Annotated in this window: 20 protein-coding genes and 1 tRNA gene; 15 read left to right on the forward strand and 6 right to left on the reverse strand. The window is 68.7% G+C overall.

What is annotated here, in order from left to right:
* Nucleotides 1–185: 185 nt before the first annotated feature.
* Complete coding sequence (locus DSM100685_RS06025) at nt 186–2,441, forward strand: alpha-L-arabinofuranosidase C-terminal domain-containing protein (protein ID WP_152350456.1); 2,256 nt, start codon at nt 186–188, stop codon at nt 2,439–2,441.
* Here the strand turns inward: DSM100685_RS06025 and DSM100685_RS06030 are convergent.
* The 4 genes from DSM100685_RS06030 to DSM100685_RS06045 form a co-directional block, all read right to left on the reverse strand.
* Nucleotides 2,420–3,667, reverse strand: coding sequence for an ATP-binding protein (locus DSM100685_RS06030; protein WP_152350457.1), 1,248 nt, complete (start codon nt 3,665–3,667; stop codon nt 2,420–2,422). The two genes, DSM100685_RS06025 and DSM100685_RS06030, sit on opposite strands and share 22 nt — an antisense overlap.
* A gap of 39 nt (nt 3,668–3,706) precedes the next feature.
* Complete coding sequence (locus tag DSM100685_RS06035) at nt 3,707–5,014, reverse strand: acetyl-CoA hydrolase/transferase family protein (RefSeq protein WP_152350458.1); 1,308 nt, start codon at nt 5,012–5,014, stop codon at nt 3,707–3,709.
* A gap of 105 nt (nt 5,015–5,119) precedes the next feature.
* Nucleotides 5,120–5,941, reverse strand: coding sequence for an enoyl-CoA hydratase/isomerase family protein (locus DSM100685_RS06040; RefSeq protein WP_152350459.1), 822 nt, complete (start codon nt 5,939–5,941; stop codon nt 5,120–5,122).
* A 138-nt stretch (nt 5,942–6,079) separates the two neighbouring features.
* Nucleotides 6,080–6,619, reverse strand: a complete 540-nt coding sequence (locus DSM100685_RS06045) for a PaaI family thioesterase (protein WP_152350460.1) — start codon at nt 6,617–6,619, stop codon at nt 6,080–6,082.
* Between the two features lie 359 nt (nt 6,620–6,978).
* Between DSM100685_RS06045 and DSM100685_RS06050 the strand changes: the two genes are divergently transcribed.
* From DSM100685_RS06050 to DSM100685_RS06085, 8 genes are all read left to right on the forward strand, one after another.
* Nucleotides 6,979–7,785 (forward strand): nitroreductase family protein, encoded by an 807-nt coding sequence (locus tag DSM100685_RS06050; protein WP_152350461.1) that lies wholly within the window; start codon nt 6,979–6,981, stop codon nt 7,783–7,785.
* A 31-nt stretch (nt 7,786–7,816) separates the two neighbouring features.
* Complete coding sequence (locus DSM100685_RS06055; RefSeq protein WP_152350462.1) at nt 7,817–9,487, forward strand: ABC transporter substrate-binding protein; 1,671 nt, start codon at nt 7,817–7,819, stop codon at nt 9,485–9,487.
* A 19-nt stretch (nt 9,488–9,506) separates the two neighbouring features.
* A complete protein-coding gene (locus DSM100685_RS06060; RefSeq protein WP_152350463.1) occupies nt 9,507–10,472 on the forward strand; it encodes an ABC transporter permease in 966 nt (321 codons plus the stop codon).
* Complete coding sequence (locus DSM100685_RS06065) at nt 10,469–11,377, forward strand: ABC transporter permease (RefSeq protein ID WP_152350464.1); 909 nt, start codon at nt 10,469–10,471, stop codon at nt 11,375–11,377. Before DSM100685_RS06060 ends, DSM100685_RS06065 begins: the two co-directional genes overlap by 4 nt.
* Nucleotides 11,374–13,047, forward strand: a complete 1,674-nt coding sequence (locus DSM100685_RS06070; protein WP_152350465.1) for a dipeptide ABC transporter ATP-binding protein — start codon at nt 11,374–11,376, stop codon at nt 13,045–13,047. Before DSM100685_RS06065 ends, DSM100685_RS06070 begins: the two co-directional genes overlap by 4 nt.
* A 72-nt stretch (nt 13,048–13,119) precedes the next feature.
* Complete coding sequence (locus DSM100685_RS06075) at nt 13,120–14,007, forward strand: DUF1684 domain-containing protein (RefSeq protein WP_152350466.1); 888 nt, start codon at nt 13,120–13,122, stop codon at nt 14,005–14,007.
* 416 nt (nt 14,008–14,423) lie between these two features.
* A complete protein-coding gene (locus DSM100685_RS06080; protein ID WP_152350467.1) occupies nt 14,424–15,473 on the forward strand; it encodes a hypothetical protein in 1,050 nt (349 codons plus the stop codon).
* A gap of 3 nt (nt 15,474–15,476) precedes the next feature.
* The gene (locus DSM100685_RS06085) at nt 15,477–15,773 is read left to right on the forward strand and encodes a transcriptional regulator (protein WP_152350468.1); all 297 of its coding nucleotides are present in this window, start codon (nt 15,477–15,479) and stop codon (nt 15,771–15,773) included.
* A 244-nt stretch (nt 15,774–16,017) separates the two neighbouring features.
* Here DSM100685_RS06085 and DSM100685_RS06090 read toward each other — a convergent pair.
* Nucleotides 16,018–16,090, reverse strand: a tRNA-Arg gene (locus tag DSM100685_RS06090).
* Nucleotides 16,091–16,246: 156 nt separating this feature from the next.
* A complete protein-coding gene (locus DSM100685_RS06095; RefSeq protein ID WP_152350469.1) occupies nt 16,247–18,196 on the reverse strand; it encodes a 1-deoxy-D-xylulose-5-phosphate synthase in 1,950 nt (649 codons plus the stop codon).
* 724 nt (nt 18,197–18,920) lie between these two features.
* Here DSM100685_RS06095 and DSM100685_RS06100 point away from each other — a divergent pair.
* The 6 genes from DSM100685_RS06100 (at nt 18,921) to DSM100685_RS06125 (ending at nt 24,484) form a co-directional block, all read left to right on the forward strand.
* Nucleotides 18,921–19,913, forward strand: a complete 993-nt coding sequence (locus DSM100685_RS06100; protein ID WP_152350470.1) for a zinc-binding dehydrogenase — start codon at nt 18,921–18,923, stop codon at nt 19,911–19,913.
* 121 nt (nt 19,914–20,034) lie between these two features.
* Nucleotides 20,035–20,535, forward strand: coding sequence for a 5-(carboxyamino)imidazole ribonucleotide mutase (purE, locus tag DSM100685_RS06105; RefSeq protein WP_152350471.1), 501 nt, complete (start codon nt 20,035–20,037; stop codon nt 20,533–20,535).
* A complete protein-coding gene (gene purK / locus DSM100685_RS06110) occupies nt 20,519–21,706 on the forward strand; it encodes a 5-(carboxyamino)imidazole ribonucleotide synthase (protein ID WP_152350472.1) in 1,188 nt (395 codons plus the stop codon). Before purE ends, purK begins: the two co-directional genes overlap by 17 nt.
* A gap of 10 nt (nt 21,707–21,716) precedes the next feature.
* Nucleotides 21,717–22,118 (forward strand): Fur family transcriptional regulator, encoded by a 402-nt coding sequence (locus DSM100685_RS06115; protein ID WP_152350473.1) that lies wholly within the window; start codon nt 21,717–21,719, stop codon nt 22,116–22,118.
* 628 nt (nt 22,119–22,746) lie between these two features.
* Nucleotides 22,747–23,664, forward strand: a complete 918-nt coding sequence (locus DSM100685_RS06120) for a metal ABC transporter solute-binding protein, Zn/Mn family (RefSeq protein WP_152350474.1) — start codon at nt 22,747–22,749, stop codon at nt 23,662–23,664.
* 328 nt (nt 23,665–23,992) lie between these two features.
* Nucleotides 23,993–24,484, forward strand: a complete 492-nt coding sequence (locus tag DSM100685_RS06125; protein ID WP_204314215.1) for a hypothetical protein — start codon at nt 23,993–23,995, stop codon at nt 24,482–24,484.
* Nucleotides 24,485–24,531 lie beyond the last annotated feature (47 nt).

Below are 24,531 nucleotides of genomic sequence, written 5' to 3' on the forward strand. Positions count from 1 at the left end.
GGGGCGGCGGTGGCGCCCGGCCTCCGCGGGCGCCCGTATTTTCGATTCGTGTGGCGGTTTCCGGGCGATGGAACGGATGGGCATGACGCGGTTCCGCCGTTTTCCCGCGGCCCATATGTGGCATGGCCGCCGGAAACCACCACACGAATCGAAAATATGCCCGCCGGGCGTGGAATGATGGTGCCATGGCGACGATTTCCATAGGCGGGGCCCTGCACCCCATGTCCGAGCGGCTCTACGGCGTGTTCCTCGAGGACATCAACTATGCGGTGGACGGCGGGCTCAACGCGAACATGGTGAACAACTACAGCTTCGACGGCGTCTACCTGCGCCACCGCAGCCTGCACCTGCACGGGCGCGAGCGCTGGCAGTGCGAGTCCGACCCGCTGCGGTTCTGGCGGTTCGTGGGGCTCAGGGCGGAAAGCTGCGGCGCGCGCGTGCAGGGTGAGCGCGGCCAGTGGATCGACACGTCCCGCCAGTGCCCGGCGCCGCCCGTGCATGCCAACAGCCGGTACGTGCGCGTCACGAGGCTTTCGCACACCAACAAGTCGTACATCGAGAACCTGGGCTACAACGGCGGCGGCGAACGCGAGGGGGAGTGTGCGATGGCCGTGGAGGCCGGGGAGACCTACGAGTTCAGCGCGCTGGTGCGGACGGTGGCCGGGCGCGGGCGGCTGGGCGTGCGCGTGATCGACGAGGACTGCGTGGCGCTGGTGGAGGCCGAGGTGGTGACGTTGCCGGAGGCGGGAAGCGGCTGGACGCGGGTGCGGTGCACGCTCGAGGGGACGATCAGCCGGTACGGCCGCCTGCGCATCGACGTACTGGACGACCAGCCGTGCGGCGAAGCCTCGCAGGGTGGCGCTGCCGGCGGTTCCGGCGAGGACGACGACCTGCTGACGGTGGATCTGGACTGCGTGAGCCTCATGCGCGCCGACTCGTGGGGCGTCGGCGACCTGAAGTGGCGCCACGGGCGGCTGCGGCGCGATCTGGTCGAGGCGATCGCCGCGCTGAGGCCGAGCTTCGTGCGCTTCCCCGGCGGGTGCATCGCCGAGGGCGTGACGCCGGGCAACGAGTACCGGTGGAAGGACACGGTGGGCGCTCTGCCCGCCCGCCGCCAGAAGCCGAACATGTGGGCGTACAAGACGCCGGACGGTTCGAGCTATTCGCAGAGCTACCAGATCGGCTTCTACGAGTACTTCTGCCTGTGCGAGGACCTGGGCGCCAAGCCGCTGCCCACGCTGTTCGCCGGCATCAGCTGCCAGTCGCCGTACCGGGACCCGCAGCACATGCCCATCGAGTCCGACGCGTTCCGCGCGGTGATCGGCGACTACCTCGACCTCATCGACTTCGCCAACGGCGACCCGGCGAACGGCGGGTGGGCAGCCGTGCGCGCGGCGATGGGGCATCCCGGACCGTTCGGGCTCGACATGATCGGCGTGGGCAACGAGAACTTCGGCGCCGACTACCAGGCCAAGTTCGACGCGATCAGCTCCGCCGTCCACGACCGCCACCCGGACATGCTGTGCGTGATGAGCGCCGGCCTGTTCCCGTTCTCTCTGCCCATGCGCCCCGCGTGGAGGCACGCCCGCGCGATCGCCGCTGGGCACGTGCCGGGCGCCACCGGCGAGCTGCTGGCCGCGCGGGGGAGCGCCACGGGCGACGCGATCGTGGTGGACGAGCACTCCTACCATTCTCCCGAATGGTTCATCGGGCAGGCGCACCGGTTCGACGACTACCCGCGCGACGGTGCCGGCGTGTACTTCGGCGAATACTCCGCCAACGGGTTCTTCGCCGCGCAGCCGCAGACCGAGAGGGCCGCGAACCAGTGGCGTTCCGCGCTCGCCGAGGCCGCGTTCCTCACCGGCTGCGAACGCAATTCGGACGTGGTGCGCATGACGTCGTACGCGCCGCTGCTCGCGCTGGTGAGCGGCAAGGTGTGGAACCACAACCTCATCGAGTTTAGCCCCTCGCGCGTCTCTCCCACGGTCAACGCCGAGGCGGAACGGCTGTTTTCCGCGCACGTGGGGCGCACGGCCTATGCGGCCGACGTGGCGGGCGCGGCCGGGGAGGACGCGGACGGGCGGCTGTTCGTGAGCGCGAGCGGCGAGGACGAGCCGTTCCGCAGGATCGTGAAGATCGTCAACGTGTCCGGCGACGCGGAGTCGGCGACCGTCGAGGTGCGCCCGTCCGCGGCGGCGGTGGACGCGGGGCGGCTGAGGCTGCGCGTGGAGACGCTGTACGGCGGTCCGCACGCCAAGAACGCGCTCGACTACGAGGGCGAGGCGTCGCAGGGGATCCAGCGGCGCGTGAACGAGTCGCGCCTGCCGGTGGACGAGGGGCGTCCGCTGCGGTTCGCGCTGAGCCTCAAGCCGTGGTCGGTCACGCTGGTCGAGCTCGGGGAGCGAGGGAGTGACGGGACTCAGACGGTGACGGCCTCGTAGCGGGTGGCGCGCGAATTCCCGACGCGGCGCACCTTGCCCGCCGCCGTGAGCCCGCGCAGGGCGTAGTTGACCTGCGCCTTGGACAGGTTGAACCGCTCCTGGATCTCGACGCGCGTGATCGGCACGCCTCTCTCGATGATGAAGGCGAGCGTCATCGCCTCAACGTGGCTGTGGTCGAGGCGGCTGGTCGCGGGGCGCAGCGCCGGGTCGGTGAGCGGCTTCGCCGGCCGGGCGACGAGCGGCAGGGACAGGGGTGGCAGCGGCGCGGGCCGGCCGTCGTGCGGGTTTCCGCTGCCGTGCGTCGGCGGGACTTCGACGGGGACGCGGCGCAGTTCGATCTGATCGGCGTCGTCCCCGTCGGCGATGCGCTGCACGAAGCGGCCCTGCTGGTACGGGAAGCGGTACTTGCGCGCGGTGTGGTTCGCCCCGTCCCGGCCGGAGCCCCGGTTCGCGGCGTCCGGGCCGGATGCGCCGCCGTCGGGGTTTCCGTTTGCGCCGGTGCCGCCCTTGATGTCCGGCTTCGCCACGCGCAGCAGGGGCAGGATGACCGCCACGGAGGACGGGGCCACGCGCAGCTGCGGGGCGTCGATCGCGTCGTCGTACGCGGCCATGATGCGCTGGATGCCGCGGCCCACGTTCCGCGCGAGGCCGAGCCGCTCGAACAGCTCGGCCAGTTCGGCGTTGCGCGGCTGGCTGGCGCCGTTGAGCAGGTCGTTGATGGTGAGGTCGCCGTACAGGCCGCCCAGTGAGACGACCTCGATTGAGGAGGGCAGCACGCTGACGATGGTCGCGCCGGGGTAGTCGGCGTAGTCGCGGTGCATCAGGGCGTTGACGAGCGCCTCGCGCAGCGCGCGCTCCGGCACGGGCGAGACGATGGCATGGGGGTCGTCGGAATCGTCGGGCGCGCGTCGGGCGGCGGCGTCCCGCGAGGTTTCGTCCACGTAGGCGAGCGCGCGGTCGAGCTGGTCGACCACGCAGCCGGCGAAGGCGTGGCTCGCGGCGAGGTCGTCCTTGAGGTCGTCCCCGTACACCGCCACCTTGAGGCGGAAGGGGTTCTGGTCGCTCATGACCAGCCGCGTCGACGAGTCCCGGCAGGCGTCCGGGTCCCATGCCTCGCCGGCCGTGGCGAACGCGGCCCGCGCCGCCTCGAACGTCAGCGCGTCCCCGTCCCCATCGGTGGCGTCCGGACGCTCCGGCGTGCGTGTGCGATCGTTGCTGTTCCCCATGCCTCCGAGCCTATCGGCCCGCCCTGACACGACGTGGGCCTACCAGAGGCGGTAACGCTCGGCGCCTTCGGTCAGCTCGTCGCGGAACTTCGGGTGGGCGATGGCGATGAGCCGGCGCACGCGCTCGTCCACGGGCACGCCGCGCAGGGCCGCCACGCCGTACTCGGTGACCACGTAGTCGATGTCGTTGCGGGAGATGGAGACCACCGAGCCTGGGCTCAGGACCGGCTGGATGCGCGAAACCTCGCCGTGGCCGGCGGTGGAGGGGATGGCGATGATCGACTTGCCCTCGGGCGCGCGGCTCGCGCCGATGGCGAAGTCCGCCGCGCCGCCCGTGCCGGAGAACTGCGTGGAACCGAGCGTCTCCGAGTCGATCTGGCCGGTCAGATCGACCTGCAGCGCCGAGTTGACGGACACCATGCGCCGGTGGCGTGTGATCGCGTCCGCCGAGTTCACGTAGCTGATCGGCAGGAACAGGAAGCTCGGGTTGTAGTCGATGTACTCGTAGAACTCCTTGAACGGCGCGGGGAACGCGGCCACGTGCTTGTACGGCAGGAACGTCTTGGCCCTGCCGTTGATCACGCCCGACTGGATGAGCGGCAGCAGGCTGCCCGGCATCATCTCCGAATGGATGCCGAGGTCGTTCTTGTCCGCGAGGAACTGCGCGGAGGCGGCCGGCGCCTTGCCCACGCCCAGCTGGATGGTCGAGCCGTCGGCGATGAGCCCGGCCACGTTGCGCCCGATCGCCAGTTCCACGTCGTTGGCGGGCGGCACGTCGGCGAGGGAGTGCAGCGGGCGCTCCTCGGCCTCGTAGAAGTAGTCGATGTCCGAAATGTGCAGCTCGGTGTAGCCGGAGGTGTGCGGGATGTTGGGGTTGATGCCGATGATCACCGTCTTGGCCTTGTGCGCCTGCCAGAAGTTGCCGGTGCCGCCGCCGAAGCTCACGAAGCCGTTCCTGTCCGGCGCGGACGCCTGCCCGATGTAGACCTCCGGGTTCTCGGCGAGCCCGCGGCGCGCGGTGTCCACGGCGTCGTGGCCGTGCGAGGGCACGAAGCTGATGGTGCGGGCGTCGTGCGCGGCGCGGGTGTTGCGGTCGGAGAAGCTGGATACCGTGCGGAACGAGCCGCGGTAGGCGGGGTTCGTGGCGAACTCGAACGGCTCGGGCAGGCCGTAGAGCAGCACCTTCACGTCCTCGACGCGGTCGGCGATGGTGTGCAGTTCGCGCAGCACCTGGATCGGCTCGTCCCCGGAGCTGCCGGCGACGATGGTGTCGTGCGAGTGGATGAGGTCGAGGATCTGGGGGACGGTGCGCAGCTTGGCGCGGTATTCCTGGGCGAAGTCGGTCATGGGTTGGGTTTCCTTGGGATCGGTGGGTTTGGATGGATGGTTGCGCGGATGGCTGGATTGATGAGGTTGGATTGATGGGGAATGACGGGATCGCGGCGATGCGGCTCAGCGGCCGTGGAACACCGGCGCCCGCTTCTCCACGAACGCGGCGACGGCCTCGCGCGCGTCCTCGGTGTTGAGAGCCACGTCGTTGCGGGCGGCATTGATGCGCACGGGTTCGGTGATGCGGCTCAGCGGGTAGATGTCGCGCAGGGACTGCTTGATGTACCTGACGGTGATGGGAGGGTTGGCGAGGATGAGCCGCGCCACGCGCTCGCCCTCCTCCACCAGCTTGTCCTTGGGGACGATCTCGTTGACGAAGCCGACCTGGTACGCGCGTTCGGCGTCGATCGGCGCGCCGGTCAGGGCCAGATACGAGGCGACGTGCGTCGGCAGGGCCCATGCGGCGCCCCCGGTGCCGCCCACCGCGCCGATCTTGACCTCCGGCACGCCGAACTTGGCCTCGGGGGAGGCGATGACGATGTCGGAGTAGGCGACCACGCAGAAGGCGCCGCCCACCGCCCAGCCCTGCACGAGCGTGATCACCGGCTTGGAGACCAGGGTCGGCTGGGGGAACGTTTTGGGGCCGAGCTCCTTGGGCGGAATCTCGCCCTCGGGGATGACCGGCGGGTTCTTGGACTCCTTGAGGTCATGGCCGCCGGAGAAGATGCGGCCCTCGGCCCTCAGGATGATGACGCGCACGTCGTCGTCCCGGTCGGCCCGGGTGAAGGCGTCGACGAACTGGCGGGACTGCGCGTAGCCGAACGCGTTGGCGGGCGCGTGGTCGAGCGTGATGGTGGCGATGTGGTCTTTGACCTCGTAGCGCACCTGCTCGGTGGCATACGGGTCGTAGCGGTTCGCGTCGTTGGTTTGCTGCGGTTCGGACATGGCATTCCCTTCTCGTGATGTCTGATTGGGTGTGGTGACAAGCGAAGAGGGGATGGCGCCTGATGGCGTTTCTTTGCCGTTGATGGCGACGATAACAGGTTTTGGCCGGCCGCGGAACCGCGCGGCTATACGAGGGTTTTATACGCGGCTATCCGTCGTTCGCGCGGCGCGGTCCCGCTCCCCGTCCTCCCGTTCCTTCCGCTCCTCCTCGCGCAGCTGCTCGGCCCGCCGGCGCCTGAGGTAGTCGATGCTCACCTTCTTGTTCATCACCACGCCGTCGGACAGCACGCAGCCGTCCTCGTCCACGGCCCGGACGCGGTAGTAGTACTCGTTGCCGTTCACGTGGTCGAAGTCCGCGATGCCGGTGACCACGCCCCTGACCCCGCTGCGGCGGTGGCGGATGTGGATGTCCACGCCGAACACGCGCTCGGTGGCCGGATCGAAGCGGAAGTGCATGCCCACGCCTCCCACCGTCTCCAGCAGCGCGCACGTGGCGCCGCCGTGCAGGAACCCGTAGCCCTGCAGATGGTGTTCGGTGATGGGCATGGTGGCCTCCACGTGGTCGGCGGTGCACTGCGTGATCGTGATGCCCAGATAGTCGGTGAGCCCGCCGGCGTGCGGTTCGGGCAGGTCGTCGTCGTGCGCGGCTCGCGCGTCGCGTGCGGTCGGTGATGCCATGGTCGTTCCCCTTCGTGCTGGATTGCGGTGAGACAAGCGGCATCGTATCAGCGCGCGGTCGGCGCGGGGCTATCGGGGAAATTGAGCGCGCGCTATCAACCCGCGGCGTTGCGGGACCGGGCGCCGGCGCTTTGAGCGGCCTATAAGCAGCGCCTGTAGCCGCGCCGTTCGCGCACCGCGCGCCGTGCCGTATGGTGAGGGGCAAGCACGGCGGCGGACCCCTCGGAAGGGGATGTCCGACCGGTCCGCGGCCGTGCCTCATCCTCCCGACGATCTCCCGCGGCAACGGCGCGCCGCCGCCCGCAGTCCGCATACGGCAACCGCTCCAAGGCAATCATTCCAAGAAGAAGGGCAAGCACATGACCGACCATCCATTCCCGGCGTCCCCTCCGGACCAACTCGACAACCCGACGCTGGGCATCCTCGCCTCGCGCCGCACCATCCGCAAGTTCGAGGATCGTCCCGTGGCGCCGGAGACGGTCGCCGCGATCGAGGACGCGGCCCGCCAGACCGCCACCAGCCAGTCGCTGAGCGCATGGTCCGCCATCCGCGTCAAGGACCCGCGCACCCGCGAGGCCATCGCGCAGATCTGCGGCCACGCGCGCATCGCGCGGGCGCCCCTGCTGTACGTCTTCGCGGCCGACGAGCACCGCAACCTGCGCATCGCCCGGGCCAAGGGCGTGAGCGTGGATGCGGACACCCCGTTCTCCACGTCGGCCCTGTTCTTCCAGGCGTACGACGACGCGGTGCTCGCCGTGCACGCGGCCGAAACCGCCGCCGAGTCGCTGGGCCTCGGCGCGGTGATCCTGGGCGCCATCACGTTCGATCTCGAGCGCGTGATCGACCTGCTGCACCTGCCGCGGCACGTCTTCCCGGTGCTCGGTCTGGCCCTCGGCTACCCGGCCAAGGTGCCGGAACTGAAGCCCCGGCCGCCGCGCGGGGCGCAGTTCTTCGACGACGTCTATCCGGACGACGCCGCCAACCCCGACCCGCTCGCCCCGCTCGCGGACTTCGACCGCGAGGTCCGCGACTACTACCTGCGCCGCAATCCCGACAACCCCATCTCCTCGTTCACCGACTACGTGGCCGGTATCGGCCGCACCCCGGTCACCCGCCCCCGTCCCATCGTCCGCGCCATCGCCCGGCAGGGCTTCGCCACCGACTGAGCCGGGCGCCTCAACTTCCAAGGAAACCATCATGCCAACGCATTCGTCTTCATCATTCCGCTCCCGCCGCCCGCTGTCCGTCACCCTGTCCGCCGCGGGGCTCGCCGCCGTCCTCGTCCTGTCCGGCTGCGGCAGCGCCAACGCCGCCTCGCGCTCGTCGGCGGCCGGCGGAACCCCCGTCTCCGGAGGCACGCTCAAAGTCGCGGAGATCCCGGACATCTACTCGTGCATCGATCCCTCGCAGGCCTCGTGGAGCGGCTCGCGCAACATCGTGCGCCAGTTCGTCGAATCCCTGACGGACCAGGATCCCGAAACCAACGAGATCAAGCCGTGGCTCGCCTCCGACTGGACGATCAGCCCCGACGGCAAAACCTACACCTTCAACCTCAAGCACGGCATCACCTTCTCCAACGGGGAGGCCTTCAACGCCGACGCCGTGGTGAAGAACATCCAGTCTGCGGCGGCGACCCCGGGCGTGCCCGCCTCGACCGCGCTGACGACGCTCGATCAGGTGCGAGCCGTGGACGACGACACGGTGGAGATCTCGTTCAAGGAGCCCAATCCGTCGTTCCTGAGCGCCACGTCCATCACCAAGCTCGGCATGCTGGCGCCCGAATCGCTCAAGCAGACGCCCGAACAGCGCTGCACGGGCAGCAAGCTGTATGGCACGGCCGCGTTCACGCTCGAATCCTACGATCCCAAAACCAAGGCCGTGCTCAGGAAGCGCGCCGACTACAAGGCAAATTCCGCGCTCGCCAAGCACGACGGCCCCGCCTACCTCGACGCCATCGAATACCAGTACATCCCGGAGGAATCCGTGCGCACCGGCAGCCTCGTGAGCGGACAGGTCGATGCGATCGTGGCGCCCTCCGACCAGCAGATCACCGACAACGCCGCCACGCAGATCAAGGCGGCCGGCGGCACGGTCGAAAGCCGCGCCCTGCCCGGTCAGGCGTTCAACCTGTATCCCAACGTGCGCGAGGGGCGGATTCTGTCCGACGTGCGCGTGCGGCAGGCGGTCTCGCTGGCCATCGACCGCGCCACCTACGCCTCGACGGCCATCCGCAAGGACTACACCGTGGTCAAGGGCTTCTACGGCGCCACCACCAGCGACGCCATCGCGACGCCGGAACTCACCAAGTACGATCCGCAGGCCGCCGGCAAGCTGCTCGACGAGGCCGGGTGGACGCTCGGCCCCGACGGCTACCGCTACAAGGACGGCAGGAAGCTCACCCTGCACTGGCTGGACAAGACCAAGAAAACCGGCGTGGAGCTCGTCATCGACGAACTCAAGCAGATCGGCGTGGACCTCCAGTTCGACCAGACGACCGCGGCCGTCGCCAAGTCCCGCGACCAGTCCGGCGACTATGACCTGAACAGCATCGCCTCATACACCCGCAACGATCCGTCGGCCCTGAACCTCTACTACAGCGATCAGGCCAGCTACAAGACGGGCGAATTCTCGCTCGACGAGGCGAACTGGACCAAGGCGCAGGATCTCTACCGCGCCGGCGGCCAGGAATCCGACGAGGCCAAGCGGGCCGAGGACTACAAGCAGTTCCAGCAGCTGCTCGCCGACCAGTACGCCGTCTTCCCGCTGTACGAACGCAGCCAGGACTACGCCCACTCCGCCAAGCTGCAGGGCGCGAGGTTCATCGGCGAATCCTGGGTGGACTTCTACGACGCCTGGCTGGCCAAGTGACGGACGGAGGACGACGGCCATGACCAAAGCGAACCTCGCATACCTCGGCAGGCGGCTGCTTCAGGCGGTCGTGGTGCTGTGGGCGTCCTACACGCTCACGTTCATCATCCTCCACCTGCTGCCATCCGATCCGATGCAGACCATTCTGCAGTCGCGCGGGCAGGACGACGCCTCCGCGCAGGAGATCGCGGCGCTCGCGCACCAGTACGGGCTCGACAGGCCGGTGCTCGTGCAGTACGCGGCCATGATGCTTGCGGCGCTGCACGGCGACCTCGGCGTCTCCTATATGCAGGGCGAATCCGTCTCCGGACTCATCGCCTCGCGCCTCGGCATGACGCTGGGCGTGAGCCTGCTGGCCATCGCCCTCGCCGTCGTCGTGGCGTTCGGTCTCGCGTTTTTGGCCGCCTACACCCGGCATCCCGCATTGCGCGGCCTGCTCGGGTTCGTGCCGAACGTGACCATCTCCGTGCCGATCTTCTGGGTGGGGCTCCTGCTCATGCAGGTGTTCTCGTTCTCGCTCGGCTGGTTGCCGGCCATGGGCGCGGACGGCTGGGAGACCATGGTGCTGCCCGTGGTCACCATGTCCATCCCGCCCGCCGCGCTGCTCGGCCGCATGCTCATGAACGGCTTCGACGAGGCGCTGGCCTCCCCGTTCATCACGGCGGCCCGCGCGCGCGGACTGGGCCGCGGGCGGCTCGTCCTGCGGCACGTGGTGAAGAACGGCTCGCTGCCGGCGTTCACCGTGCTGGGCATGATCGTCGGATCCACCGTCACGGGGGCGATCGTGGCGGAGACCGTGTTCTCCCGCCAGGGCGTGGGCATGCTCATCCAGCAGTCCGTGCAGGCGCAGGACATCCCCGTCGTCCAGGGATGCGTGCTGCTCGCCGCGGCCGCGTTCGTCGTCATCAACCTCGCCGTGGACATGATCTATCCGGTCTTCGACCCGCGCATCATCGTCCGAACCGCTGGAAAGGAGCGATCATGAGTGTTGCGGAAACGACCATCGCCGCACCGCGGGCGGGCACGGCCGAACTCGCGGACCCGAGCGCGGTGCGCAGGGCGCTGCGCCGCGTGGGCGGCTGGCTCCATGCGTCCGTCAGATACCCGGGGACGCTGATCGCCGGCGTGTTCGTCGCATTGGTCATCCTCGCCGCCATCCGTCCCGCGGCCCTGACCCGGCGGGATCCATACGCCACCGCGCCCGCGAAGATGCTTCAGCCGCCCAGCGCCGAACACTGGTTCGGCACCGACCAGCTCGGGCGCGACCTGTATTCCCGCGTGGTGTACGGCGCCCAGTCAACCATCCTCGCCTCGCTGGTCTCCCTGTCCATCGCCATCGCGGTCGGCGTGCTGTTCGGCGTGATCGCCGGATATGTGGGCGGTGCGACGGACGCCGTGCTCATGCGGCTCGTGGACGTGCTGCTGTCCATTCCCGGTCTGCTGCTGTCCATCACCATCGTCACCGCCATCGGCTTCGGCACCATCCCCGTGGCCGTCGCCATCGGCGTGGCCTCCATCCCCACGTTCGCGCGCACCGCCCGCGCCCAGACCCTGCGCGTATGCTCCAGCGCCTACATCGAGGCGGCCATCGTCTCCGGCGTCACCCCGGCGGGCATCATCGCCCGCCATGTGCTGCGCAACGTGTTTGGCCCCGTGTTCTCGCTGGCGCTGCTGGAATTCGGCCGCGTGATCATGGCCGTGGCCACGCTGAGCTTCCTCGGCTTCGGCGCCAAGCCTCCGGCGGCCGAATGGGGATCGCTCATCAACGAGGGACGCAGCTACCTCATGACCAGTTCGTGGGTGCCGCTGCTGCCCGGCTTGGTGGTGGTGCTTACCGTCCTCGCGGTCACTGTGCTGGCCGCCCGCAGCGAAAAGGAGCTCAAGCGATGAACGCGGCGAACGGCAACCGAACCGAATCCGCCGGAACCCCGGCGCTCGAAGTGGCCGACGTATCCGTCACCTACCGCACCAAACGGCGCACGGTGGAGGCCGTGCGGCATGTGAGCTTCCGCGCGGACGCCGGCAGCGTTCTTGCGATCGTGGGCGAATCCGGCTCCGGCAAGTCCACGATCGTCAACGCGCTGCTCGGACTGCTGCCGCAGGGGACGGACGTCGAGGGCCGCTTCCTGCTCGAGGGCCGCGACATGACCCATGCCGACGAACGCGACTGGCTGTCCGTGCGCGGCGGCCTCATCGGCTTCGTGCCGCAGGACCCGCAGTCGAGCCTCGACCCGACCATGCGCATCGGCGACCAGATCGCGGAGATCGTGCGCCTGCACCGTGGCCGCGAAGCGGGCGACGTGCGCGCGGAATCCCTGCGGCTGCTCGCCGAGGTGGGCATCGACGATCCCGGGCTCCGGGCCCGCCAATACCCTCACGAACTGTCCGGCGGACTCAAGCAGCGCGTGCTCATCGCGCAGGCGCTCGCCGGGGACCCGCGCATCATCGTGGCGGATGAGCCGACCAGCGCGCTGGACGTGACCGTGCAGAAGGTCGTCCTCGACCTGCTGGCGTCGCTGGTCCGCAGACGCGGCATCACGCTCGTCATGATCACCCACGACCTGGCCGTGGCCGCCGACCGCGCCGACCGCATCCTGGTCATGCTGCACGGCGAGGCGATCGAGCAGAACGACACCGCCACGCTGCTGGCCCATCCGAGCCGCGACTACACGCGCCGGCTGCTCGCCCTCGTGCCGAAGATCGACAACGGGAACGGGGGTGACGGTGCCATGGCTGACGGCGCATCGGCAACCGACGGCAATGACGGGGATGACGAGCGCACGGCGGTCAGCTGGCTCGACGTGACCCGCGAATACCGGGCCGCCGTGAGCGAGCGCGCCCCGCACGGCGTCCTCACCGCCGTCGACCACGTCTCCCTGAAGGCCTACCGCGGGCGCACGCTGGCGATCGTGGGCGAATCCGGCTCCGGCAAGTCCACGCTGCTGTCCATGGCGCTGGCCCTCAACAAGCCCACGTCCGGCGCGGTCCGCGTGCTCGGCGACGATCTGGGCGCCCTGCGCGGCCGAGCCCTGCGACAGGCGCGCCGCAACTTCCAGCTCGTCCAGCAGAACCCGTTCGACTCGCTCGACCCGTCGCTCACCGTCCGCCAATCCATTGAGGAGCCTCTGCGCGCCTTCGGATACGGAACGGCCGCCCGGCGCGAGGTCCGCGTCCGCGAGCTCGTCGACCGCGTGGCGCTGCCGCAGACCGTGCTCAAGGCCCGGCCGGGGGAGCTGTCCGGCGGGCAGTCTCAGCGCGTCGCCATCGCGCGCGCCCTGGCCGTCGAACCGCAGCTCGTGTTTCTGGACGAGCCGGTGTCCGCGCTGGACGTGTCCGTGCAGGATCAGATTCTCCGGTTGCTCGCCGGTCTGCAGCGCGATCTCGGCCTCACCTACGTGTTCGTGTCCCACAACCTCGCCGTCGTCTCCGAAATCGCGGACGACGTGGCCGTGATGTGTCGCGGCCGGCTCGTGGAATACGGGACCGTCGAACGCGTGCTCCGCCATCCGGCCGAGGCGTACACCCGGCAGCTGCTGGACGCCATTCCCGGACGGGGCTGAGCCGGGCGCCTGGCGTCATCCCCAACCCATCATCAACCCATCATCAACCCAACCCCAAGGAGTGCAACACCCATGACCGCAACCGCAACGGCGCCCGCCGTCCCCGCAGTGTCCACCGTCGACCCGTCCGTGTCCGCCGCGAACGTGAGCGACGAGGAATTCGCAAAGGCGTGGCATGAATGGCACGCCAGGCGCGACCGCATCCTCGCCGGGCCGCGCGAGATGCTCGCGCTTGTGAGCCTCGACTGGCTCGAGGACGGTGTGGACACGCGGCTCGACACGTTCCCCGGCACGTTCCGGCTCGACGGCGACACATTCACGTACACGCCCGAGCCGGGCAAGGTGATCCGCGTGCACGGCATCAACATCGTGGGGCCGCGGTCGTACACCGTGCCCGGGCAGGAGGACGCCAACGTGGCGCGTCTCAACTACGGCGACAAGCAGGCCGAGGTGATCAAGCGTCTTGGCGGACAGCGGCAGTACGCCGTGCGCGTGCGCGACCCGAAGTCCCCGCTCATCGTGAACTTCCGGGGCACCCCGTACTTCGAGCCGAACCGCGCGTGGGTGGTGCCGGCCTCATACAAGCCGTACGACCGGCTGCGCGAGGAGACCGTAGACGCGTCCCTCGATTTCCTCAAGCACATCGAGCAGGCGGTGGGCGAGCTCACCGTCGCCATCGGCGGCCAAAACTACACGCTGCAGGTGTTCCAGGGCCACGACGACGGCCATGGCACCGTGCTGTTCCGCGACGGCACGTCCGGCAGGGAAACCTACGGCGGGGCGCGCGTGCTGGGCCTGAACATCAAGGACCCGGCCGCCATCACCGAAGTGGACTTCAACCGCGTCACCAACCTGCCATGCGCCTACTCGCCGTACTGCACCTGCCCGCTCGCCCCGCTGGGCAACACCCTGCCCGTGCGCGTGACCGCGGGGGAGAAGCTGCCGTACGAGCACCGGTGAAAGGCCGTCGCCTTTCCGTCGTTGGGAAATCCACGGTGGAAGGCGACGAATCGACCGTTTTGTTCGCCCTTTCGTTTGCCGATTCGCCTGATCGGCAACGGAAGGGCGATTTTTGCGTTGGAATGGCGTAATTCCGCGGCGGGCGTCGCAAAAGTCGGCGGTCCTTTGCCGGTTCCGTTGGTCTTGCCGGCCCTTCGGCCCCACCGCCTCTGTTTCCCTCCATTTGACTTTCCAATTGGGAAAGTGTTATGCTTTCCGTAACGGAAACAATCACGGGGTGCGCAATCCGCGAACGATTCCGGACCGGTCGTCTCCTTCCCATCCATCGATTCCATAACATCGATTTCCCAATTCGATTCATCATTATCATCAGGTTTGCGGTCCTCCGCCGGACCGTGCAAAGAAACGAGACCATCATGAACGCGCAACTGAAGCCCCCGTCGCCCGGCCCGCAGCTGTCCGCCGTCGACGCCCTTGCCTCCCTTGCCGCGGACCGCGAGGCCGTGGCTCGCAAATTCGCCACGCCGCTGTGGTATGACGCCATATCCGCAGTCTTCTGTGGACTGGCGGCGCTGCTGCTGTGGGGCATGGTCGGCGCCCCATTCACGTTCGCCACCGTTTTTTGGAGCCACGCCGTGTTCCTTGCGCTGATGGCCGTCATGGTGGGCCTGCTGGCCGCACTCGTCGGACGGTTGCAGCGGGGCGGCGTCCACTGGCTCGCCTGGCCGCCGACGCTCAGGGCCTGGGCCTATGCGGTCGTGGCGCTGATCGTCGGCCTCGGCACCGTCGCGGCGCTGCCGATCCTGCATGCGCCGTGGTGGGCCGCCGCGCCCGCGGCCGCCGCGATGTCCGCGGTGGTCCTACTCTGCTCCCGTCTGTCCAACCACGAGGTGCGACGCTACATTCTGGCCGGCGGATCCATGACCAAATACCAGTTTGACTCCGGCCGGCGCCGGTTCGACAAGCACGGCGAACTGTGGACCATGGCCCGTTTCCTCGAACTGCCCGAAGATGAGCGCCGCGCCGCGTCGGCTCGGGTGGTGGCGCCCCGGTGGGCGTACCCGGCCTTCGCGGTGGCGGTCATGGCCGCGATCGGCGCGGCGGCCGCCGGATGCGCGCTCGCGCTGGGCGGATTCACCGTGGTCAGGGCGGTGGCGTGTGCGGTCCTGCTGATCGTCGCCGCGGCGCTGTTCGTCGCGGTGTCGCTGCAGTCGCATCGCCGCAGGGTGGACGACCACATGCTGCCGCCCACCATGTCCTGCTGGCTGATGGCCCTTGCCATGGCGGTCACCTTCTGCATCCCCGTCTGGCTTGCCGGATATTCGACGGGCGCGGCGCTTGCGAGTCCGGGCGTGGTGCCCGTCGCGGAGCTGGTCGGAGGCGGCGCGGCCTATGTGGTGCTGTTCTCGGTGTTCGGCTGGATGTACGACCGCCAGCTGCGCGACGCGATCGTGCGGGGCTTGTGAGCCATGGCCGAAGCGCAATTCAACGAGGTGATCCATGCGCCGATGCGACTGCGGATCTGCGGCATGCTGCATAGCGCCGGCGAGGTGGAGTTCGCCGCAATCCGCGACATGCTCGGCGCCAGTGACGCGGTGTGCTCCAAGCACCTCAAGGTCCTCGCCGACAACGGGTACGTGACGCTCAGCAAACGCCCCGGCCAACGCAACGGGCACGACGTCACTTGGGCCATGCTCACCGACGCCGGTTCCGAGGCGTTCGAGGCGCACGTCGCCTCGCTGCGGGCCATCGCCGGGCTGGGATGATCGCCGCCCATTTCGCGAAAATACGGTAAAACCCCGCAAAGCCAATATTCCCAAGGCTTTGCGGGGTTTTGAACGTCTCGGTCGGGTTCGGCCAAGGCGGCGGGCGAACCGGCTCACGCGCTACAAGCCTTTTTGCCATTGAATGTGCTGGGTTTGTGCTGGATCCAACCGGTTCGGTCGATTGGGGTTGCAATGAGGAAACCCCGCGATCCCAGTGTTTCCAACGGGTCGCGGGGTTTTCAAGTGCCCCCAGCCGGACTCGAACCGGCAACCTGCGGATTAGAAGGCCGATGCTCTATCCATTGAGCTATGGAGGCGAAACCTGAACCATACTAGCGACACCGGTGAACGAACGCGATTTCTGACCTAATCGGCTGGCAAGGACGTCATTTTCGCCGGATTCCGCCGTTGCGATTCCGCCGTTTTGCGATGCCGTGCACGGCGGCATGCGGCGTTGTACCGGGGCCGTTAGGTCAGAAATCGGATCCGCGCGCCAGCTCGCGTCGGATGCGGGCGAGCAGGGCGTCTTCGGTGAGTCCGTAGCGCTCGCACAGGTCGGGCAGGGAGACGCGGTCGGTGAACTCCTTGGTGGCGCCGGCGTTGATCACGCGCGGGTTGCGTGCGGCGTCCCGCTCGTCGCGCCGGTTCGCGTAGTAGGCGGTGACCTTCTCGCCCCAGCCGCCTTCGAGCTGGCCGTCCTCCAGCGTCACGACGAGTTCGTGCCCGCCGCGCAGCGACTCGAGCGCGGTTTCGTCCAGCGACGAGCACTGGTGCGGGTCAATGAGCGTCACGTCGCCTCCGAGCTCCGCGCCCAGCGCGTCGGCCACCCGCGCGGCCAGCGGGTAGGCGTTGCCGAGGCCCAGAATCGCCACGCGGGAGCCGCGGCGGGTCACGCGCCAGTCGAGCGGGGAGACGGCGGCGGTCCCATGCCCCGAAGGACACCAACGGGGGAGCTCCACGCCCGCGCGCTCGGCGTCGAGGATGGGCGAGCCGGGCACGCGGATCACCACCGGGCCGTCGGCGTGCGTGCCGGGCACGGCGCCCTCGGGGGCAGTGGCCCACGCGAGGTCGGCGAGGAAATCATCGCGCGAGGTGGGCAGCAGCACCGTGAGCCCCGGGATGTTGGCGAACATGGTGAGGTCGTACGCGCCGGAATGCGTGTTGTCCGAACCGGACAGCCCGCCGAGGAAGTCGAGGATGGTCACGCGCGTGCGGTTGAGCGCCGCCTCCTGGAAGAACTGGTCGTAGGCGCGCTGGAAGAACGACGCCGTGGTGGCCACCACCGGCCGTCCGCCAGCCTTGGCGATGCCCGCCGCGTAGGCCACCGCGTGCGACTCGGTGATGCCCGTGTCCACGTAGTGCGCGCCGGCGCGCTCGCGGAACGCATGCGTGATGCCGTTGGAACCTGGCGTGGCGGGCACTACCACGGTAAGCCCCGGCTCGGCGGGGAAGCGCTTCTCGAGCGCGGCCATGGCGAGCTTGCCGTAGTGCTTGCGCGGGTCGTCCGGGCGTCCGAGCGCGGAATCCGGGTTGAGCCAGTGGTTGGCCTCGCACTGGCCGGCGTGCGCGTGCGCGTCCGACAGGTTGCAGTGGTCGGAGTGCCACGGTTCGGCATGGGAGGTGTTGGAGGCGCCCGCGTGCGCGTCCTTGCCGGAGCCGGCGTCGAGGCCGAGGCCCTTCATGGTGTGGATGTGCACCACCACCGGGTGGTCGGTGTCCTTCACCTCGCGGAAGGCGACCACGAGGGCGTTCACGTCATTGCCGTCCGCCACATAGCGGTAGTCGAGGCCGAACGCGTTGAAGATGTTGGGCTGCGCGGTGCCGTTGGAGGCGCGCAGACGGGCGAGCGGCCCGTACATGCCGCCGAAGTCGCCGGCGATGGACATCTCGTTGTCGTTGAACACGATGATGAGGTTGCCGCCCTGCTCGGCCGCGTTGTTGAGCCCCTCGAACGCCACGCCCGAGCTCAGCGAGCCGTCGCCGATCATGGCGACCACGTTGCCCGCGCCGCCGGTCATGTCGCGGGTCTTGGCCAGTCCGCACGCCAGGGAGATCGAGGTGCCGGTGTGGCCGAGGACGAACTGGTCGTGCCCGCTTTCCTCCGGGTTGGTGAACCCGGTCACTTCCGCGAAGCGCGCTGGGTCGGTGTAGGCGAGCCGGCGGCCGGTGAGCATCTTGTGCACGTAGCTCTGGTGGGACACGTCGAAGACGATCCGGTCGCGCGGCGAGTCGAACACGGCGTGCAGGGCGACCGTGGCCTCCACCACGCCGAGGTTGGAGCCGATGTGACCGCCGTGCAGATGGCCGTAGCGGACCAGCGTCTCGCGGATTTCGCCGCACAGCTCGGTCAGCTGCCCGGGGCCGAGGCGCTTGACGTCGTCGGGGGAGTCGATCGTGTCCAGCAATCCCAATCCGACGGCCATGCGCGCAACTCCTTCTCTTGCAAAACTTCTCGACTGCACGAAAGTGTAGGCGAAACCCGGGAGCCGGCGGCCGTGGCGGCGGAACCGTCCCAAAATCTTCGTATCGGGGGATCGTTCCACGACCGTCGCGCCGGACCGCATCCGGCAAACCGCCGGCCGCGGGGGGCGAACGAGAGCCGGCCGTCTCGAAGGGCCGAATCGCGTGTGATCCGTGTGATCCATGTGATCCGCGTGATCGTGCCAACGTGCGCCGATGAAAGCGCAAATTGGAACGAATGACCGAAGAGCGGCTCTTCGCGAGGCCGATTTCGAGGCCGATCGTTCCAATCCGTGCCGCAGGGGCCGCAGATTGGAACGAATGGGCAATATGGACGGACGATGCGATGATGCGATGATGCGGGCTGTCGCATAGGTGCGGGCGGAAGGGCGGGCGGCTCGGACGGGCAATTGGACGCGGGCCGGGAAACGGACGGATGGGCGGCGCAGTGGCAGGACGGGTGGACGGTGCGCCGGCCGGAGGGGTGGACGGCATGGGATGGACGGACAGACGGACGACCGGAATGCCGCCCGCTGTTCCGGGCGGGTGGGAACATGGTGGGGAAGGGCGCGATGGCGTGCGGCGGCCCATGCGGCGGCGCGGAGCCGGGCGGGGCCACGCGCGTCGGACGGCCATAACGGTCATATAGGTCATACAGGCGAAAGCCATACAAGCGAAGGAGCGAATATGCAGGCGGTGTACGCGGCTGGCGTGAATCACGACGATCCCCTGGGCGTGCTGGAGGTGGGCGAGCGGCCCGAACCCCAGGCGCGCCCGTACTGGTCCACGGTGACGGTGAAGGCCGCCACGCTCAACCACCACGACCTGTGGAGCCTCATGGGCGTGGGGCTCGCCGCCGAGCAGACCCCGATGATCCTCGGCACCGACGCGGCCGGCACGCTCGACGAGGACATCCCCGGCAGGCATGGGCTCAAGGCCGGCAGCGAGGTGGTGCTCTACACGTTCGTGGGCACCGACGGGGCCGGCGTGGCGCCGGGGGAGCGGCGGTCCATCCTCTCCGAGAAGTACCCGGGCACGCTGGCGGAGAGGACCTCCGTGCCGAGCGCCAACGTGTTCGCCAAGCCCGGGAACCTCGACTTCGGCGAGGCGGCGGCCCTCGGCACCAGCTGGCTGACGGCCTATTCGCTGGTCTTCCGCGCGGCGAACGTGCTGCCCGGCGACTCGATCCTCATCCAGGGCGCGGGCGGCGGCGTGTCCACCGCGGCCGTCCAGCTCGCGCACGCGGCCGGGCTTGAGGTGTTCGTCACCTCCCGTTCCGAGGCCAAGCGCGCCAAGGCGCTGCGGCTCGGCGCGGACGCGGCTTTCGAGCCCGGCGCCCGCCTGCCGCGCAAGGTCGACGCGGTGGTCGACTCCGTGGGCGCGGCCACGTGGGGCCATTCCGTGCGCTCGGTGCGCCCCGGCGGCGTGATCGCCACGTGCGGCGCCACCACCGGCGACCAGCCCGGCGCCGAGCTCACCCGCGTGTTCTTCCAGGACATCCGCGTGCAGGGCGTCACCATGGGCGGCCGCGAGGACTTCGCCCGCCTGCTGCGCTTCGTGGAGCACAACGACATCCATCCGGCGATCGACTCGCGCCTCAGCGGGCTTGCGCAGGCGCCGGCCGGATTCGCGAAGCTCGACGCCGGCGACGTGTTCGGCAAGGTGGTCGTCGAGCTGTAGGCCGTGGTTCCGCCGGGGCCGGCCGCCGCGGCCCCCGCCGTGGCCGCCCGCTCCGGCATCCCCGCGTTGTAGAGTGGTAGTTATTCTCATTAAGTTCTCGACTGAGCGGAGGATTGCTGCCATGGCAGAGGAAACCAAGCCCGAAGTCGCCGTGATCATGGGATCGGCGAGCGACTGGGAGACAATGAAGCGCGCGTGCGACGTACTGGACCAGTTCGGCGTCGCCTACCACAAGCAGGTGATCTCCGCGCACCGCACGCCGGAGCTCATGGGCGAGTTCGCCCACGCCGCGCGCGGCAACGGCTTCAAGGTCATCATCGCCGGCGCGGGCGGCGCGGCCCACCTGCCGGGCATGGTCGCCGCCCAGACCACCCTGCCCGTGATCGGCGTGCCGGTGCGCTCCCACGCGCTGTCCGGCTGGGACTCGCTGCTGTCCATCGTGCAGATGCCCGGCGGCATCCCGGTCGCCACCACGGCCGTGGGCAACTCCGGCGCCACCAACGCCGGCCTGCTCGCCGTGCAGATCCTCTCCATCAACGACGGTCGCCTCGCCAAGGCGCTGCAGGACTACCGCGACGGACTCAAGGAGAAGGTGGCTGAATCCAATGCCCAGCTTGTCTGAGGAAACCAACGGCGCCGTCACCATGCTCCAGCCCGGCGCGACCATCGGCATCATCGGCGGCGGCCAGCTCGGCCGCATGATGGCCCTGTCCGCCAAGTACATGGGCTTCCGCATCGGCGTGCTCGACCCGACCCCCGACTGCCCGACCGCGCAGGTGGCCGATTTCCAGGTCGTCGGCGAATACGACGACAAGACCGCCATCCACGACCTCGCCGAGAAGGCCGACGTGCTCACCTACGAGTTCGAGAACGTGGACGCCGAGGCCATCGACGAGGTGCGCCACCTCGTGGCCGCCCCGCAGGGCACCGACCTGCTCAGGGTCACGCAGGACCGCGTCAACGAGAAGACGTTCATCAACGAGCACGGCACCGAAACCGCGCCGTGGCGCGCCGTCAACAACTTCGACGAGCTGGACGCCGCCATCGACGAGCTGCACTACCCGTGCGTGCTCAAGACCCGCTCCGGCGGCTACGACGGCCACGGCCAGCACGTGCTCAGGAATGACGCCGACCTCGAGAAGATCCGCGCGCGCGGCGACCGCGGCGGCGGCTTCCCGCCCTCCATCCTCGAGGGCTTCGTCGACTTCGCGTTCGAGGCGTCCATCCTCGTCTCCGGCAACGGCAGGGACTTCGTGACCTTCCCGATCGTGCGCAACGACCACCGCAACAACATCCTGCACATGACGATCGCCCCCGCCGAGGTGAGTCCCGAGATCGAGCGCGAGGCCCACGAGCTGGCCCTGCGCCTGGCCCGCGGCTTCGAGCTGGCCGGCACGCTCGCCATCGAGCTGTTCGTCACCAAGGACAACCGCGTGATCGTCAACGAGCTCGCCCCGCGCCCGCACAACTCCGGGCACTACACCATCGAGGCGTGCTCCATCGACCAGTTCGACGCGCACATCCGCGGCATCGCCGGATGGCCGCTGCCCCAGCCGAAGCTGCTGAGCCCGGCCGTCATGGTCAATGTGCTCGGCCAGCACGTGATGCCCACGCGCGCGCAGATCGCCACGCACCCCGAATGGAACGTGCACGACTACGGCAAGGCGCAGGTGCGCCACGACCGCAAGATGGGCCACATCACCGTGCTCACGGACGACACGGCCGCCACCGTGGAGGCGCTCGAGGCCACCGGATGCTGGGACGACCTGAAGAAGTACAAAAAGCAGGACTGAAGGCCCCGGCATGGCGATTGAACGCATAGCAAGGCAGACCAAGCAGAAGGAGAGCATCCGCGAGGCGCTCAAGCACTGCGAGGAGTTCATCTCCGCGCAGGACCTGCACCGCAAGCTCGAGGACGACGGCCTGCACATCGGGCTCGCGACCGTGTACCGGCAGCTCAACGCGCTCGCCGACGCCGGTTCGGCCGACACGATCCGCTTGGGCGGTCAGCAGATGTTCCGCCTGTGCGGCGACGACGAGCACCACCACCATCTGGTGTGCACGAACTGCGGGCGCACGGTGGAGATCGAGCCGCCGAGCGAGGCGTGGGTGCGCAAGACGGCCGCCAAGTACGGCTTCACCGTCTCCAGCCACACGGTGGAGGTGTTCGGCCTGTGCCCGGACTGCCAGAGGGCGCTGGGCTGACCGGCTGGCGGAACCGCTCGTCTGACCGGCTGGCGGTTTGGCCGGTCGGGTTGAATCAGCCGATTGACCGGCCGCCCGTCCGGCCTGCCCGTCCCGTTGGTTTTGCTGTCTGATTGACGAACCGCCCGGTTCGCGAGGAATTCGCGGGCCGGGCGGTTTTTGTTGCGTTGCGTGGCTCGGACGGTCGTTTTGCTTCGCCGGCTGCTTGGGAGGGCGGGCAAATTTCCCGGGGAATTTGGCGTCGGATTGGCGGAGCGATGCCTTTCCTCGGCGGAATCCGTCCGATCCTTTGCCGGGAACCCCGTGGTCCGGGGGCAGGCAACAAATCACGGTGATTATGCTCCCGATGGCCGCCGCTCCAAGGCGCGTCCGAACAATGGCGCCAAAGATTCGCCGACGGACTGCCGGACGGGCGATGCTCCGGCAACGGAATCGCGCATTTCGCCCGAAACGGCCCGATCTCCCGGAAAGCGAGCCTTTCTGTTGTCATCCTCCATCGTCATGAGCCGTCACCCTCGACACGCTAATGATAATTAATTTCAATATCGTGCTATGGTAAACCAAGTCAGCGCGGTGGTTGGTGCTCGCGCCCGTCCGCCCGCAAGCGATATGGAGAAAGGAATCATTCATGTTCAACGTCAAGCGCGTCATCGCGGTGGCCGTCGCCGCGGGAACTCTGTTCGCCCTCGCCGCGTGCGGGAGCGCCAACGCGGCCGGCTCGTCCGATGCGCAGGCAGGCGGGGCCGGCGCCACCAAGCCGATCGAAGTCGTCGCCAGCATCAACCAGTGGGGCTCCGTGGCCAAGGAGCTGGGCGGCGATCTGGTCGACGTCACCTCGATCATGAGCAACACCAACGTCGAAGCGCACGACTACGAGCCCACCAGCCAGGACGTCGCCAAATTCCACGGCGCCGACGTGGCCGTGGTGAACGGCGCCGACTACGATTCATGGGCGTCCAAGGCCGCCGGGTCCACCAGGGCCGCGCTCGTGGACGTGGCTGAATCCGCCGGCGTGGGGGAGGGCGGCAACCCGCACGTGTGGTTCTCCGCCAAGGCGCGCGAGGCCGCGGCGGACGCGATCACCAAGGCGTACGTCGCCGCGCGCCCGGCCGATCAGGCCAAGTTCGAGGAACTCAACAAGGCGTGGAAGGACCGCGAGGCCGCACTGGAGTCCAAGATCAGGGACGCATCCGCCAAGCTCGCCGGCAAGCCGTACGCCGCCACCGAATCCGTGGCGTGGTACCTCGCCGACGACCTCGGCATGACGGACGCCACGCCGTCCGGCTACGCGCAGGCCTCCGCCAACGAGAGCGAGCCGAGCCCCGCGGACCTCAAGCAGTACACGGACGCGCTCGCCGGCGGGTCGATCGGACTGCTCGTGTTCAACACGCAGGAGGCCGACGCCACGACCGACCAGATCACCGGCGCCGCCAAGGCCGCGAACGTGCCGATCGTGGAGGTCACCGAGCAGATGCCCGCCGAATACGCCAGCCTCACCGACTGGATGTCCGCGCTGGTCGACCGATTCGCTGAGGCGGCGCGCTGATCGAGGGAACCGCCGCCCGGGCGTTTTCCGACGGGCGTCACTATTCCGCCATTATGCCGAGCGAAGCCGCGTCCGCAGCCGGAGGATCATTCGGCTGCGCCCCGTCGGCCCTCGCTCGGGATGGCGGGGCGCGGAAGGCCGGGGAAAGGAGCGGCGAAAAGGATGGAATGGCGGGAGGCACGAAGCCGATCGCGAATGACGGATGCTGCTGAGTGCTCAATATGTGATCGTTTAAGATACGCTTCTGATCGAAGTTGGTAAAGAATCGCGGGGGGGGTACACTCTAACTGCGTTAACGCAGTTCATCGATTACATACGGAGACCAACCATGTCACAGCAGCGTGAATTCACTCCCGAGGAGATCGCGTATCTCGAGGGGCTGGCCGCCGTGGAGTCCGCGACGCCGACGCGCATCAATTACGAGAAATGGTTCGCGCGCGATTGCCTCAGGCGCAACATGCGCGGCGAGGGGCCGACGAAGCTGTTCATCGAGGCGGGTCTGCCGCCGGCGCTGATCGGCCGCAAGCGCATCGAACGCTGCTTCGCCCGGTGGCGGAGCAACGCCGACCGCGTCCTCGCGTGGAAGGACGAGCAGGCCGCGGCGAAGGAACTCGCCAAGGCCGCCGCATGGGAGCCGCTGCAGGATCCGGACGAGGTGATGACGCTCATGAAGGCCCGCCGCGACGAAAGCGCGGATCCGCGCGACCTGCTCATCATCCGGCAGGTGCAGCAGATCGGCCAGCTTGAGCACGAGGTGGAGGAGCTCAAGGCGGAGCTGAAGCGCGCGCTGGCCAATGGCGAGCACGTGCCCTGCGCCTGATCCGGGCTGGCTCGGCCCGGTCCGTTTCTGATCGGACGGACGCGCGC

Source organism: Bifidobacterium avesanii (assembly GCF_009299475.1).
Lineage (GTDB): Bacteria > Actinomycetota > Actinomycetes > Actinomycetales > Bifidobacteriaceae > Bifidobacterium > Bifidobacterium avesanii.

Coding starts and splice junctions, on each gene's coding strand:
- DSM100685_RS06025 (WP_152350456.1), top strand. CDS start 186: ATGGCGACGATTTCCATAGGCGGGGCCCTGCACCCCATGTCCGAGCGG.
- DSM100685_RS06030 (WP_152350457.1), bottom strand. CDS start 3,667: ATGGGGAACAGCAACGATCGCACACGCACGCCGGAGCGTCCGGACGCC.
- DSM100685_RS06035 (WP_152350458.1), bottom strand. CDS start 5,014: ATGACCGACTTCGCCCAGGAATACCGCGCCAAGCTGCGCACCGTCCCC.
- DSM100685_RS06040 (WP_152350459.1), bottom strand. CDS start 5,941: ATGTCCGAACCGCAGCAAACCAACGACGCGAACCGCTACGACCCGTAT.
- DSM100685_RS06045 (WP_152350460.1), bottom strand. CDS start 6,619: ATGGCATCACCGACCGCACGCGACGCGCGAGCCGCGCACGACGACGAC.
- DSM100685_RS06050 (WP_152350461.1), top strand. CDS start 6,979: ATGACCGACCATCCATTCCCGGCGTCCCCTCCGGACCAACTCGACAAC.
- DSM100685_RS06055 (WP_152350462.1), top strand. CDS start 7,817: ATGCCAACGCATTCGTCTTCATCATTCCGCTCCCGCCGCCCGCTGTCC.
- DSM100685_RS06060 (WP_152350463.1), top strand. CDS start 9,507: ATGACCAAAGCGAACCTCGCATACCTCGGCAGGCGGCTGCTTCAGGCG.
- DSM100685_RS06065 (WP_152350464.1), top strand. CDS start 10,469: ATGAGTGTTGCGGAAACGACCATCGCCGCACCGCGGGCGGGCACGGCC.
- DSM100685_RS06070 (WP_152350465.1), top strand. CDS start 11,374: ATGAACGCGGCGAACGGCAACCGAACCGAATCCGCCGGAACCCCGGCG.
- DSM100685_RS06075 (WP_152350466.1), top strand. CDS start 13,120: ATGACCGCAACCGCAACGGCGCCCGCCGTCCCCGCAGTGTCCACCGTC.
- DSM100685_RS06080 (WP_152350467.1), top strand. CDS start 14,424: ATGAACGCGCAACTGAAGCCCCCGTCGCCCGGCCCGCAGCTGTCCGCC.
- DSM100685_RS06085 (WP_152350468.1), top strand. CDS start 15,477: ATGGCCGAAGCGCAATTCAACGAGGTGATCCATGCGCCGATGCGACTG.
- DSM100685_RS06095 (WP_152350469.1), bottom strand. CDS start 18,196: ATGGCCGTCGGATTGGGATTGCTGGACACGATCGACTCCCCCGACGAC.
- DSM100685_RS06100 (WP_152350470.1), top strand. CDS start 18,921: ATGCAGGCGGTGTACGCGGCTGGCGTGAATCACGACGATCCCCTGGGC.
- purE (WP_152350471.1), top strand. CDS start 20,035: ATGGCAGAGGAAACCAAGCCCGAAGTCGCCGTGATCATGGGATCGGCG.
- purK (WP_152350472.1), top strand. CDS start 20,519: ATGCCCAGCTTGTCTGAGGAAACCAACGGCGCCGTCACCATGCTCCAG.
- DSM100685_RS06115 (WP_152350473.1), top strand. CDS start 21,717: ATGGCGATTGAACGCATAGCAAGGCAGACCAAGCAGAAGGAGAGCATC.
- DSM100685_RS06120 (WP_152350474.1), top strand. CDS start 22,747: ATGTTCAACGTCAAGCGCGTCATCGCGGTGGCCGTCGCCGCGGGAACT.
- DSM100685_RS06125 (WP_204314215.1), top strand. CDS start 23,993: ATGTCACAGCAGCGTGAATTCACTCCCGAGGAGATCGCGTATCTCGAG.